Here is a 12319-nt window from a genome sequence, read left to right on the forward strand (position 1 = left end):
TGCCGCCCGCAGGCTGCCCGGCATTGCGCCGGACCGGGCGGTGGCCGGGTCTCTCATCAGCGTCTCCGACGGCACCCCACGGACCCGGCGACACCCCCCCCAGGTCATCCGTTCGACAGAGGGGACACAGTCATACCGGGCCCGGAGGCCAGCGGCCCCGTTGCAGGACCGCGAAAAACATAACGGGGCGTCCGCCCTTGTTGCCCTTGGCCTCTGCGGCCCCTAGGCCGTCGTAGGTCAGCTCGCGTTGGAGGTCGCGCTGGAGTTCGCCGGCGGCGGCGAGGGTCTGCACCATGAATTTCACGGTGGACAATAGCTCTCCGGTGCGCGGGTGGCGGGCGGTGAGGTCCATGGAGGAGAACGCGCCGTCGTGGATGCGCAGCGCGAGGCGGTCGCGCTGGAGGACGTCGAGCACGTCGAGGATGTGGCCGGTGCCGCGTACGAGGCGGAGGTTCGCTGCCATGGGCGAGAGGTTGTCGTGTGCGCGGTTCCTCGGGTTCCCGTGACAGGACGGGAGAAGTGTCACTCTGGCACGGGCCCGGAACGAGAAATCCGAGGCTTCCCGGCGTGCCAGCCTGACCACCGTGAGCCCGAGTGAGCTCTCGGCCCAGGCCCACGATTCACTCCTCCCCCGGCCCGAAGACACCGGCGCGGGCCCCGTCTCTGGAGCGGCGATGGCAGATGAGCAGCAGACCCTCACCGGTCCTTGGCGCCCTTGTGCCGATGGGCGCCACCACCGGCACTGACCGGTTTTCTGGTGCTCCTCGCGGTGATGTTCGCCGTGTCGTACGGGATCGGATCAGCGGTCGGTCCGGTCGCACCGGGCATGCACTCCGCCGGCACCGATTCCGACGACGGCTCCGAGCATCATGGAGACGGCGGCATGGGCGGCATGCACTCGGGCAGTGAACGATGACCACGGAAGCGATCAGCGGCCCTCGCGTCCACCGATCTGATCGTGGCGCCATGACCTGCGCAGCCTGTGTGAACCGGGTGGAGAAGCGACTGGCCAAGCTCGACGGTGTCACCGCCACGGTCAACCCCACCACTGGGCAGGCCCGGGTGAGCCATCCCCTGGACATCACCGCGGAAATCCTCATCGCGACTGTCAAACGTGCTGGATACACGGCGGAACTTCCCTTACCGCCCGAGCCACAGGAAGACGCACGGCCGTCGGATCCGGAGGAGGACGAGGCGCGGAAGGAGCGCGAACGCCTGCTGATCACCGCGCTGCTCTCGGTGCCTGTCCTCGTACTGTCCATGGTTCCTGCCCGGCAGTTCCACAACTGGCAGTGGCTGTGTTTCGTGCTCGCTGCTCCCGTGGTCGTCTGGAGCGCATGGCCGTTCCACCTGCGAGCGGCGCGCGGCCTGCGGTACTCGACAGCCACCATGGACACGCTGGTCTCGCTCGGTGTCATCGCCTCGTTCTCCTGGTCCGCCTACGCCCTGTTCCTCGGCGGCGCGGGTGAGCCAGGCGGGCATATGCCCTTCCCCCTGCTCCCCTCCGCCGGTGGAGACGTCGCACACGTCTATCTGGAAGCAGCCGTCGGCGTACCCCTGTTCGTCCTGACCGGGCGTTTCCTGGAAGCACGCGCACGCAGCGGTACGGGGCAGGCGCTGCGGTCCCTGGCCGGGCTGGCCGCCAAGGACGTGACTGTACGGGAGAACGGGCAGGAGCAGCGGATCCCGATCGACCAGCTTCGGATCGGCCAGGAGTTCGTCGTCCGGCCCGGTGATCGGGTGGCCACCGACGGGGTGGAGCGGACACCCAACTCGCCCGCATGGTCACCGAGGCCTAGGCGGGAAAGGCTCCCGCCCAGCGCTTGGCCGACACGGTGGCAGGGGTCTTCGTCCCCGTCGTGCGCGCTCTGGCTCGGTGTCGGTCTCCAGCGCCTGAGGCCCGCTGACCAGGACGCCGAGCTGGCCGCCACGGCCCGTGGCGGCCAGCAGAGCCGTGGGGGGCGCCAGTCCCAGGGCGCAGGGACAGGCGACGACCAGGATCGCCACGCACGCGGTGACGGCAGCCTGCGGGTCTGCCTCCATCGCTCTCCAGCACCAGCAACCTCTTTGGCTGCGTACACGCAAAGTCTCACGAGGCACTGCACCCGTCCGACCAGAGGCTGAGACGGGAATCCACCATCCCGCCGACTGCTCACCGCACTCGCTACGAATATCGTTACACGGAGAGTTAGGGCACCGCAGATACCACACCAGTACAGAGGTCACCATGACGTTTCCGCAGCAGTCACGCCGCCGTTCCCTGGGTGGGCGCATCCTCGTTGCCGCCGGTGTCGCGGTCGCGCTCCTGGCCGGCGGGGTCCTGTGGGCCGCGAACAACATGGGAAAGATCAAGGAATGGGTGGGTGGGGCCTGGGACCTCACCTATGAAGGCACTGCCCTCAGCGGTGACCCGCAGGCCACCGCCGTGCGCTACCGGCATAACCCGGACCGGTACAGGTCCGACGTCAGCGACGAGCGGCTCGGTCCCACACAGCTTCCCTGGAGCTCGAGCGTCTTGGTCAATACGGGACAGGACGCCTTCGTGGAGGTGACCCCGGCCGAGAACACGACCGCCTCCTGCCGGATCCTGCTCGACGGTGTCCGGGTGGTAGCCGAGGGCAAGTCCCCTGCTCCTGGGAAGCCTGCTGTCTGCAAGGTCACTACCAGTAGCACCCCGGAGAAGTGGCCCCGCTGACCTCGGGATCACAGAGGTGCATGCCCGCTGCACCCCGGAGGACAAAGCAGCCCTCGTGCGGCGGCTGAAGGACGAGGGCCGTCAGGTCGCCGTGATCGGTGACGGCGTGAACGATGCCGCCGCACTTGCCAGCGCCGATCTCGGTATCGCCATGGGCAGCGGCACCGACGTGGCGATCGGGGCAGCCGATGTGACCCTGGTCAGCGGCGACATCAAGGCGGTCACCGACGCGGTGCGCCTTGCCCGGCGCACTCTGGGGGCGATCCGGGTCAACCTCCTCTGGGCGTTCGGCTACAACGTAGTCACCGTGCCGCTGGCCGCAGTGGGGTGGCTCAACCCGATGGTCGCCGTGGCTGCGATGTCCGCGAGCTCCCTTCTGGTGGTGGGCAACAGCTTGCGCCTGCGCGCCTCCAGCCCTCACGCCCGATGCGCTCCGGATCCCGCCCCGCCCGAGGAGGCGTTCAGCGATGACCGATTCCATTCCGTCGGCAACGGCGGAGGGCTGGAGGCCGAGCCGTCGGCGCCTGCGCGACGGGTTCCGCCGCGCTCGCCCCGATCGCCGCCGGAGCGGCTCTGGGCGGACTGACGATCTGGACCGCGTCCGGTGCGGCTGGCAGCCCCCGCGGATCGAGGTCAGCGACGCGCGGATCTTCCTGCCCTACGGCGACCGCGAAACCGCTGCGGCGTTCTTCAGGATCTCCAACAACGGCGGGACCGATGACCGGTTGACCGCCGTGACATCCTCTGCCATCGAGGAGGCCATGCTCAGCCGGCACGAGAGTGCGGGCAGCGGAGCCGATTTCATGCGCATGGTCGACTCGGCGGAGATCCCCGCAGGCGACACGCTGGTCATGTCGCCGAGCAGTCTGGAGGTGATGGTGACCGTGAAGGCCCGCTGGCAGGTGGGCGACACTGTCCCGTTCACTCTGCATTTCCGCCACGGTGGACGGATCGAATCCGTGGCGGTCGTGGTCCGGCCCGGCACCTGATTCGCGACCTTGCCGGCCGGCAGAGAATCCAGGACCCACCCTCCCCGTTCGCCGGCTACGACGTCGCTGCCACTGTCTGACTTCCGCAGACACACTCCGCTCGTCGACCCGACCCGTCCGAAGGTGCACCGCGACCGGAAACAGTCGCCGGTTCACGGGAACCTGACGCTCCCCTCATCCGACTACTGCCGAGTGGGAGGGCGGGACATGACGTCGTACCCGCGCGGCTTCGGACGAGCGAGGGGTGTGTGATGGACGGGCTGGATGTGCGCATGCGGAAGGTCGTCTGCCGCCACAGCAGGGTCGAGGCCATCGTTCACGTCGATCTGGAGATCGCGGCCGGTGAGCGAGTGGCCCTGACAGGGACGAACGGATCGGGCAACACCACCCTGCTCCGCACCGTCCTCGGCCTGCACCACCAGGTGAGGGGCACGATCATGGTCGGCGGCCGGGACACGCGTACATTGGTTGAATGGGCCTGGCGGCGGCGGGCCTGTGCCTGGATCCCGCAGAAAAACGCAGCTGGCCGATTCCCCCTTCTGGGCAACGAGTTGCTCGCCAGCAGCACCGCTCCCGCAGAAGCCTCCGAAGCCGCGACCCGGCTGGGTGTCGGGGCACTCGCCGTGCGGGCCCCTTCACACCCTTTCCGGCGGCCAGCTGCAGCGGATGTACCTCGCCCGTGCGATCGGCTGCGTCGCCGCCGGCGCCGGAGTACTCCTGGCCGACGAGCCTACCGCGGCCCTGGACTTCGCTGGACAGGAAGAGGCGGCAGAAGTCCTCACCTCCCTGCCCGTAACGCTGGTCGTCGTGACGCATGACCGGGCACTGGCCGAGACCGCTACGACCGGCTACTGGAGATGCCGCCGGCCGGTTGCGGGAGGTCCGGTGACCCTCGCCACCACCGACCTCGGCGAACTTCTCCAGGCGGTTCACCGTCTCGTCTGCCGTGCACGGCCATGACGCCGGTGGCGGCCTGCACGGGCGCCTTGTCGATGATCCCGCTCACCGGGGCCGCCGCCCAGGTGACCTGTGCTTCATGAGGGAGGTAACCGCCGCCAGCCAGCACGATCCGCGCGGTCCGGGCGTCTGCCGACGCATCGGGCACCGGGTGCGTACGGGCTCCCAGGAGCCGCAGTGCTCGGCGACAAGGCCGGTCAATTCGCGTGGTCCCGACGTGTCGAACTGCAGTCCGTCGAGTGGCCGGACCATCTGCGTGGTGACTGGTGAGGCCATGCCTCTCCTCTCCTGGCGCGGCGGTGGCCGGCGCATCGGAATGTGTGGCGCGGGAACCCGGGAGCGGGCGCGCTCGACCAGTTCCACGGAGAGGCAGTCGGACTGCCGTTCCCATGGGTTCCCGGCAAACTGGAGGAAAGTGGTGGAGAGCCAAGGCCAGGTACAGGCCGAAATCCCGGAATACGCGCTCGGGGCAGCGGAGTTGCGGGCTCGGGTGACGCATTTCGTACGCAGCCGGGTGATGCCGTGCGAACCCGTGCTCAATGCCGGTGGCCCTCTGCTGCAGCCGCGATGCTGGACCTGCGGACCCTGGCAAAGGAGGAGGGCTTGTGGGCTCTGCCGTTGCCCGCGGAGCTCCCTGTTGCAATACGCTCAGGTGGCCGAAGCCGAGGGAGCAAGCGACCACGGGCCGGCGGCTCTTGGCTCGTCTCCCCTGCTGGACGTCACCATGCTGCAGCGCCACGGCAGCGCCCGCGTACGTGACCTCTACCTCAAGCAGATGACGGCCGGAGAACTCCGCACCTGCTACGCGATGACAGAACCTGACGTCCCAGGGACCGATCCCCTCATGACCAGGACCCAAGCCATCCAGGAGACGGACGGAAGCTGGACCGTCAGCGGCCGTAAGTGGTTCACTTCCCAAGCCGCCGACGCCGACCTGGTCACCGTCCTGGCCCGCACCGCCGGAGCACCTCCCGACCGCGAAGGGCTCTCCCTCCTCCTGGTCCCCACCGACTCCACCGGCTTCCGCGTCGTACGCGAAAATGCCCGTGTTCGGCGGGCGGGCAGTCGGAGATCGAGCTGGACCGTGTCACCGTGCCCGCAGACCACCTGATCGGCGAGCAGCGGCAGGCGCTCGCTATCGCCAGGGAACGCCTCCAACTGGGCCGCACTCTGCGCTGGCTCGGTCAGGCCCAGCGGGCCTTCGACCTCATGTGCGAGCGCGCCAACACCCGCGCCGGCTCCCGAGGACCGCTCGCCGACCACCAACTGGTCCAGCAGCACATCTTCGAGTCGCTGCTTGCTCTGCGCACCACACGCCCGCTGGTCCACGAAGCCGTGGCCCGGATCGACGCCGGACTGGACGCACGCATCGAAGTGGGCCTGTCCAAGGGGGCCGCCCCCCGGATGCTCCAGCAGGTGGCGGACGCGGCTATTCAGATCCACGGCAGTGCCGGACTGGGCCCCGACACCCCCCTGCCCGCACTCTTCCGTACCAGCCGCGCCGCCCGCATCCTCGACGGGCCGGACGAACTGCACATTACGTCCGTCGCGCGCTGGGCCCTGCGTGGCTATCAGGGGTAGAGCCACGGAAGACCGACCAGGGACCGGAAGTGCCTACGTGGGCGGCTCTTCGGCACGTTCTTCCTTCAGTCCCTCAACAAAGGGGCAGGTCAGAACGATGTGCTAAGGACCGGAGGGACTGAAGGGACCGGAAGTTCTTTTATCCAGCTGCGTGTGCGCGCGTGTATGCACACGCACACGAGCTTTGCCTGCCTGTCTCTGGTGCGCTCATAACTAGAAAACTGGGTCCCTTCAGTCCCTCCCTGAATGGTTCCAAGTCGCTGACCTGCATAAACGAGTGAGGGGCCGAGAGGGGCCCGAGGGCCCGACAGTCTCTGGAGCCTTTTCGGTCCCTCACTCGCTCCAGTGCTTCAGGAGAGGGACTCAGGGACCGAAGGGACTGGTCTTGAGTAAGTACTCATGCCTCCCGCAGAGTCGGGAATCCCTACGCTAGGCTCGGCCGCCTATAAGGGAAAGTCAGTCCCTTCAGTCCCTCATTCCGTCTCGGCGGCAGCCTGACCAGCTAAAAAGCTGGCCCCGGATCGAGGGACCAACCCCGACCGGACAAGAGGAACGGACAGACAACAGTGCAGCCCCACGCCGACGCAGTTTTCCCCAGAGTCGCGCAGCCGCCGCGACCTGCGGACGTCGCACGCTGGCTCGCAGGCCGTCAATGGCCCGTCCATCCCCTCGCCCCTGGGCGCAAGACGCCGATCGCCAACTGCGAGCTTTGCCGAACCCGCTCACACGACCCCTCGCAGTGTCCTTGCCACGCTCGGGGCTTGTGGTGCCACGGCTTCTACAGCGCGACCACCGACTTCGCCCTGATCGACTCGTGGTGGGCCAGGGAGCCCCGGGCAGGCGTCGCTGTTTCCTGCGGTCCGGCGCATCTGGTCGTACTCGATGTCGACGCCCATAGCGCCCAAGTGCCCGTTCGTGAGCGCCTCCTGCCGGGCGTCCGCATCCCGGACGAGGTGAACCTCGACGGACTTGCTTCCGGCTTCGACACTCTGGCTCTCCTCGCGGCCTACCGGCAGGAGAAGAACCCAGCCGAAGACGATACAACCCTGCGCGTACGCACCCCCTCCGGCGGACTGCACATCTGGTACCAGAATCCTGAACCTCGCGTCCGCTACCGTTCGTCCACGGGGTCTAGCCCCAAGACAGCCCTAGCCTGGCAGGTGGACGTACGGGCGCACGGCGGATACATCGTCGCCCCCGCTACCCGTACCTCCGCTGGCGTCTACACGCCCCTCGGGCCCATACGCGAACCCGCACCACTCCCTGCCTGGCTGGCAGCTGAACTAACGCGCACCGGCCACGTCATCCAACTGTCGCCCGCCCCGGACCCGCACCCACACAACAGCGGCCTCCGCCCCCGTACCGGCGCAGCTCAGGCACTTCTACAGCCACTCATCAAGGCCGTTCACGAGTGCGCCACTCAAGCGGAGGGAGCAAGCTTCTCCGAGAAGCTCAACCGCGCTGCCTACACGGCCGGCGGACTTGTTGGCGCGGGCTACCTCAACCAGGCCGAAGCCCGCCAAGAGCTGACAGAAGCCGCTCACTATGCTCGTCCCCACCAGACCCGCCGCAGTGAGACGATCATCGACGCAGCCCTTTCCGCAGGCGTTAGCCGCCCGTTCCACCCCAAAGGACTCGCATGAGTAGCGCCGAGAGCAGACGCTTCGATGCCAACGCTGCCGCTCAGCAGATGCTCGACATTGAGGCTTCCGCCCCTGTCTGGGTCCCCCCTCAGCAAGTCCAGCCCCCTGCCGCGGACCACAGCCCAGTACTACTGCCGCCGATGCTCACCGACCGGGGCAACGCCAAACTGTTCGCTCAGCTCTACAGTGACCAGTTCCGCCACGTGGAGGGCCTCGGTTGGTACTGTTGGGACCAGTTTCGGTGGAAGCGTGTGGGCGGCGAGAAGGCAGCCCTGTGGGCCGCTGGCGACATGGCCGAGCAGATGGCCGCCACGGACCCACGCGGCATCTTCAGCGACCGGGAGATCGCCCAGCACCGCCGCCGCACCATGTCAACCAGCGGCATGAAGGCCCTGCTCCATCAGGCCAAAGCTGCACCCGCACTCAGCCTCGCGCCGGACGTCCTCGACGGCGATGCCTACGCCCTGTGTACCCCCGCGGGCGTCGCCGACCTCCGCAACGGCCGTCTCCACAAGCCCGATCCCCTGCGTGACCTCCACTCTCGTGCCACCAACGTGGCCCCCGAGGCCATGCCCACCCCACGCTGGCACGCCTTCCTCGACGACACCTTCGGTGACGACGCCAAGGGCCAGGAGATGATCGATTTCCTACACCTACTGCTGGGCTACTCCATCACCGGCGACGTTGGCGCGCAGGTCCTGCCCTTCCTATGGGGCAAGGGGGCCAACGGCAAGTCCGTCCTGCTGGACGTCATGATCCAAGTCATGGGGGACTACGCCGACGCGGCCCCGCCCGGTTTCTTGATGGACAAGGGCAACTTTTCCGAGCACTCCACAGAGCTGACCGAGCTCCACGGCCGCCGCATCTTTGTCTGCAGCGAGCTCAAACCCAACGACAAGTTCGACGAGGCGCGGGTCAAGCTCCTAACCGGGGGAGACAAGATCAAGGCCCGCAGGATGCGACAGGACTACTTCAGCTTCACTCCGACCCACAAGCTCTGGTTGCTCGGAAACCACCAGCCCGAGGTCGGCACCGGCGGCCACGCCTTCTGGCGCCGTATCCGCCTCATCCCCTTCGAACGTGTTGTCCCCGCCGAACGGAAAATCGACAATCTGGCCGGTGAACTCGTCCAGGAGGAAGGCCCCGGCATCTTGCACTGGCTGATCCAAGGGGCGATCCGATATCTCACCACTCGGGACTCTCTCACCGGACCTGCCTCCGTACGCCTGGCCACCGCGGCGTACGAGACGACCGAGGATCACATCGGCAGGTTCCTGGCCGAGTGCTGCGTCCGCCAGGGCCCGGACACTGGCGACCTGCGCGTGGAACAAGGTCTGCTCTACGCCACCTACACCGGATGGTGCAGCTCCGAAGGCATCAGAGCCGATACTGCTCGTGCCTTCGCCGGCCGAATCCGGCAGGAGGTGGGGCTGGCGTCCCCTGCGGAGATGCTGAAGTCCAGCGGCAAGAAGTACTACCCCGCGCTCGCCCTGCTCTCTAACGACGACACCATCCGCTCCGACGGGCCGGCAGGTGGACGGTCATGACACGAGGCACCCTGTCTAGCGCCTGGGCATCGTCCTACCATGGAGGAGACCCGCGTCAGCGTATCGCCCACTTCGGACCGATCGGCGTCATCCACGTCACGACCCGCCACCCGCACCGCCACTTCACCGACAAGGAGCTGCGTCCATGAGCTCGCTGCTGCACGAAAGCCAGCTCGTACACGAGGCGAACGTGGTGTGGCTGGAAGACCCCGACAACCTCGACTATGTCCGTCAGGCGCTCGACAAGAGCGCCCGCCGCAGCGGGAAGCCGCGCTATGCCCGTGACGGACGCATGATCGGCTACGCGGAGCTCGACAAGGACGCCGAGGCCAATCCGGACAGTGGGCTTTTCCAGCGCCGCACCTTCTTCCTGTTGCCTCATGACCGCCCCAACGAACCGGAGGGCCTTTACAAGGAAGGCGCACCGGGTGAAGCCGTCGACCCCCGGACCATCAGGCCACGTCGCGTCGGGGAAAAAACTCCTCGTTCCCAAGGGAAGCGAAGGAACGAGATAGTTCCCTCCTGATGTAGGCACGCGGAGCCAGAGGTTTACCAGACACTGGCTGGCCCCGGCTTGCGATGGGATAAGGTCGGCCCTGTGATTGGCATACGACGTAGCCAGTGGTGGAGTCGATGTCGAGCACGACCTTGGGCGCGCCGATCTCATGGACCCGCTCCAGCGACCGGGCGAACGCCGTGCCCGTCGTCCGTGTCGGCGGCCGGCGCAACCGCTCCAGCTCCGAGAACCGGGCGCCCTCCGGGGTCACCAGGTCCCCGGGCAGCGCCGCGTCCCGACCGCTGGGCGCGCTGGCGCAAGAGAGGTCAGGCGGGGATGACGTTTTCCGCCTTGGGCCCCGTAGCCCCTTGGATCACCTCGAATTGCACTTTCTGCCCCTCGGTGAGCTCGCGAAATCCGGTCATGGCGATGGCCGAATAGTGGACGAACACGTCCGGGCCGCCGCTTGCCTGGGTGATGAAGCCGAAGCCCTTCTCCGGGGGGAACCACTTCACCGTGCCGGTAGCCATCGTGTTTGTTCTCCTTCGTGCGGAGGGCCCGTGTCGGGCGTGCGAGGTGATCGTCACGGCTGCCCGGCTTTCTGTGCCGCCAACATGCCATCACAGATAGGTGATGTGAAGCTTCCCCTTGATGGGCGAGTTTCTGCGCGGAGGCCGGGTTGGGATGGGAGCCTTCTCGATGACGAGGTCGGCAGGAGTGGCGGAGCGCCTTCCGATTGCCCTGATCCCCTACACCACTCGGCGGGACACAATCATCGTTGCGATGGGCTTCACCGGCGGGGGCGCACCACTCGCTCGCCGCACGGTTGCCGAGGCGAAGGCCCGATTCAGGGCCGGTCGGCGGCGCATTTCAGCGGGTGACGCGGTGGGGCGGGCTCTGAGCCAGGACTCAGGCCGCCGCCTGGGGCAGGCTCACAACCCATCCGGGAACGCGTCGCGGTCTGCGGGACGGCAGGAAAGCGTAGCGTGGCGAGATCCCCGAACGAACGGCACCTGTCCTGCTGGCTCTCACCACCCCGACCGACGCAGCCATCTATTTCGGCAGGCGCCGTCAGGGCGAGGCAGCATCCATCTCAGGAATGGTCATTCCAGTCCTCGCCGAAGACACCTCGGCCACCGCGTACACGATGCTCGCCGAACAGATCGAGTCCCTTCGCGACGGTCTGCGCCTGGAGATCGAATACCTGGGCCTCGTGGTCAACCTGTACGACGGCCGCCGCGGTTACGTTGCCACGTCCTCGCTGCAGGAATGGCGCAACATCGGAGACCCGCGTGTGCTCGCCGTCATCGGCGACCTCAAAGAGCAGCGCGAAGCTGTCCGGATGCGTCGGCCACTTCTCGCATACGCCCCACACAGTGATCAGTCCGAGCTCATGAGGCAGATCGCGAGGGAGATTTCATGACGTCGAAGAAGGATCAGCTCGGAGCTTCCTCCTCGTTGGCGCGGGCTGGCCAAGCCCGCAGTGTGCGTCGGCAGTTGACAGACGCCGCCTTCGGCGGAGGCGATCCAAGTCTGCTGCCGCTCGACCAGATCAGCGTGAACCCTGATAACCCACGCGAGAGCCTCGGCGACCTCTCGGGTATGGCCTCGAGCCTCCTTGAAGTAGGCCAGATCCAGGCGATCACAGTCGCGTCGGTCGAGGCGTACCTGCGAGACAGGCCTGAGCGAGCGTCAGAATTGGATTCAGGCGCCGAATACGTGGTGGTCGACGGCCACCGTCGTCTCGAGGGGGCCCGCCAAGCCGGCCTGACGGAGATAAAGGTCTCCGTCGACGATGCCCGAGTCTCCACCGATGAAGCGCTGCTGGAAGCTGCGTTCGTAGCCAACGCCCAGCGAGAGAATCTCTCCGATCTTGAGGAGGCTCAGGCGCTCAAGACGCTGGTCGCGTTCTACGGATCGCAGCACAAAGCCGCGAAGCGTCTCGGCGTGACACAGCCCTACATTTCACAGCGGCTGTCCCTGCTCGAGCTAGAACCCGCCCTTCAGGCCGACCTGGAAGCAGGTCGCCGCAAGGTCGAGCATGTCCGCGGATTGGGCAAACTCTCTCCGAATGAGCAGCGCGCGACGGCAGACGCCCGAGCGCGGCAGGCTGCCGAGAAGAAACAGCAACGTAAGGCAGAGCGGGCCAAGACGCCCGCTACTGACGTTGAAGTCGTCTTGTCGTAGGGGCTGACGGTTGGTGATCGTCGAGGTAAGCCGGTTGGATGAGGTATCCGCAGGGCGGGGGTCTGACCGTGGAGAGGCAGGCATTTCGTGAGCGGCTCCGGTTGCACGCGGTCGGGATGTTCGCCGATGGGCGGGGCAGTACGGAGATCGCCAAGGAGTTACGGGTCAGCGTCCGGTCGGTCCAGCGGTGGCGGCGGGCCTGGCAGGAGGCGGGCCAGGACGGG

Annotated in this window: 12 protein-coding genes and 4 pseudogenes; 14 read left to right on the forward strand and 2 right to left on the reverse strand. The window is 67.1% G+C overall.

The window, feature by feature from the left end; all coding sequences use genetic code 11:
- Positions 1 to 130: 130 nt before the first annotated feature.
- Complete coding sequence (locus ABZ070_RS30170; protein WP_356638509.1) at positions 131 to 463, reverse strand: hypothetical protein; 333 nt, start codon at positions 461 to 463, stop codon at positions 131 to 133.
- 449 nt (positions 464 to 912) lie between these two features.
- Here ABZ070_RS30170 and ABZ070_RS30175 point away from each other — a divergent pair.
- From ABZ070_RS30175 to ABZ070_RS30225, 11 genes and pseudogenes are all read left to right on the forward strand, one after another.
- Positions 913 to 1868, forward strand: a pseudogene (locus tag ABZ070_RS30175) (heavy metal translocating P-type ATPase); the annotation flags it as partial.
- A gap of 359 nt (positions 1869 to 2227) precedes the next feature.
- Entirely contained in the window at positions 2228 to 2695 is a 468-nt protein-coding gene (locus ABZ070_RS30180; protein ID WP_356638510.1) for a hypothetical protein, read from the forward strand.
- Between the two features lies 1 nt (position 2696).
- Positions 2697 to 3104 (forward strand): annotated as a pseudogene (locus ABZ070_RS30185) (HAD-IC family P-type ATPase); the annotation flags it as partial.
- Positions 3105 to 3162: 58 nt separating this feature from the next.
- Positions 3163 to 3684: a copper chaperone PCu(A)C gene (locus ABZ070_RS30190; RefSeq protein WP_356638511.1), complete on the forward strand. Its 522-nt coding sequence runs from the start codon at positions 3163 to 3165 to the stop codon at positions 3682 to 3684.
- Positions 3685 to 3935: 251 nt separating this feature from the next.
- Positions 3936 to 4573: pseudogene (locus tag ABZ070_RS30195) on the forward strand (ABC transporter ATP-binding protein).
- Between the two features lie 705 nt (positions 4574 to 5278).
- Positions 5279 to 5752: an acyl-CoA dehydrogenase family protein gene (locus ABZ070_RS30200; RefSeq protein ID WP_356638512.1), complete on the forward strand. Its 474-nt coding sequence runs from the start codon at positions 5279 to 5281 to the stop codon at positions 5750 to 5752.
- Positions 5734 to 6222 (forward strand): acyl-CoA dehydrogenase family protein, encoded by a 489-nt coding sequence (locus tag ABZ070_RS30205; protein ID WP_356638513.1) that lies wholly within the window; start codon positions 5734 to 5736, stop codon positions 6220 to 6222. Before ABZ070_RS30200 ends, ABZ070_RS30205 begins: the two co-directional genes overlap by 19 nt.
- A gap of 566 nt (positions 6223 to 6788) precedes the next feature.
- Entirely contained in the window at positions 6789 to 7865 is a 1077-nt protein-coding gene (locus ABZ070_RS30210; protein WP_356638514.1) for a bifunctional DNA primase/polymerase, read from the forward strand.
- Entirely contained in the window at positions 7862 to 9412 is a 1551-nt protein-coding gene (locus ABZ070_RS30215; RefSeq protein WP_356638515.1) for a phage/plasmid primase, P4 family, read from the forward strand. Before ABZ070_RS30210 ends, ABZ070_RS30215 begins: the two co-directional genes overlap by 4 nt.
- Positions 9409 to 9561 carry a hypothetical protein gene (locus ABZ070_RS30220; RefSeq protein WP_356638516.1) on the forward strand — a complete coding sequence of 51 codons (153 nt, stop codon included), beginning with the start codon at positions 9409 to 9411 and terminating at the stop codon, positions 9559 to 9561. The genes ABZ070_RS30215 and ABZ070_RS30220 overlap by 4 nt, the downstream gene beginning before the upstream one ends.
- Positions 9558 to 9938 (forward strand): DUF6009 family protein, encoded by a 381-nt coding sequence (locus tag ABZ070_RS30225; RefSeq protein ID WP_356638517.1) that lies wholly within the window; start codon positions 9558 to 9560, stop codon positions 9936 to 9938. The genes ABZ070_RS30220 and ABZ070_RS30225 overlap by 4 nt, the downstream gene beginning before the upstream one ends.
- A 296-nt stretch (positions 9939 to 10234) precedes the next feature.
- On the opposite strand, the gene ABZ070_RS30230 is transcribed toward ABZ070_RS30225, so the two are convergent.
- Positions 10235 to 10438 carry a cold-shock protein gene (locus tag ABZ070_RS30230; RefSeq protein WP_356638518.1) on the reverse strand — a complete coding sequence of 68 codons (204 nt, stop codon included), beginning with the start codon at positions 10436 to 10438 and terminating at the stop codon, positions 10235 to 10237.
- 512 nt (positions 10439 to 10950) lie between these two features.
- Between ABZ070_RS30230 and ABZ070_RS30235 the strand changes: the two are divergent.
- The 3 genes and pseudogenes from ABZ070_RS30235 to ABZ070_RS30245 all read left to right on the forward strand — a co-directional run.
- Positions 10951 to 11331 (forward strand): annotated as a pseudogene (locus ABZ070_RS30235) (ParA family protein); the annotation flags it as partial.
- Entirely contained in the window at positions 11328 to 12095 is a 768-nt protein-coding gene (locus ABZ070_RS30240; RefSeq protein ID WP_356638519.1) for a ParB/RepB/Spo0J family partition protein, read from the forward strand. The pseudogene ABZ070_RS30235 and the gene ABZ070_RS30240, both read left to right, overlap by 4 nt.
- 38 nt (positions 12096 to 12133) lie before the next feature.
- A partial coding sequence (locus tag ABZ070_RS30245; protein WP_356638520.1) for a helix-turn-helix domain-containing protein occupies positions 12134 to 12319 on the forward strand: 186 nt, incomplete at its 3' end.

Source organism: Streptomyces sp. NPDC006283, assembly GCF_040613325.1.
In the GTDB taxonomy this organism is placed as follows: Bacteria; Actinomycetota; Actinomycetes; order Streptomycetales; family Streptomycetaceae; genus Streptomyces.

Excerpts from the sequence above, each read along its gene's own strand:
- ABZ070_RS30180 (WP_356638510.1), top strand. The coding sequence starts at position 2,228 with ATGACGTTTCCGCAGCAGTCACGCCGCCGTTCCCTGGGTGGGCGCATC.
- ABZ070_RS30240 (WP_356638519.1), top strand. The coding sequence starts at position 11,328 with ATGACGTCGAAGAAGGATCAGCTCGGAGCTTCCTCCTCGTTGGCGCGG.
- ABZ070_RS30225 (WP_356638517.1), top strand. The coding sequence starts at position 9,558 with ATGAGCTCGCTGCTGCACGAAAGCCAGCTCGTACACGAGGCGAACGTG.
- ABZ070_RS30230 (WP_356638518.1), bottom strand. The coding sequence starts at position 10,438 with ATGGCTACCGGCACGGTGAAGTGGTTCCCCCCGGAGAAGGGCTTCGGC.
- ABZ070_RS30220 (WP_356638516.1), top strand. The coding sequence starts at position 9,409 with ATGACACGAGGCACCCTGTCTAGCGCCTGGGCATCGTCCTACCATGGA.
- ABZ070_RS30215 (WP_356638515.1), top strand. The coding sequence starts at position 7,862 with ATGAGTAGCGCCGAGAGCAGACGCTTCGATGCCAACGCTGCCGCTCAG.
- ABZ070_RS30170 (WP_356638509.1), bottom strand. The coding sequence starts at position 463 with ATGGCAGCGAACCTCCGCCTCGTACGCGGCACCGGCCACATCCTCGAC.
- ABZ070_RS30190 (WP_356638511.1), top strand. The coding sequence starts at position 3,163 with ATGACCGATTCCATTCCGTCGGCAACGGCGGAGGGCTGGAGGCCGAGC.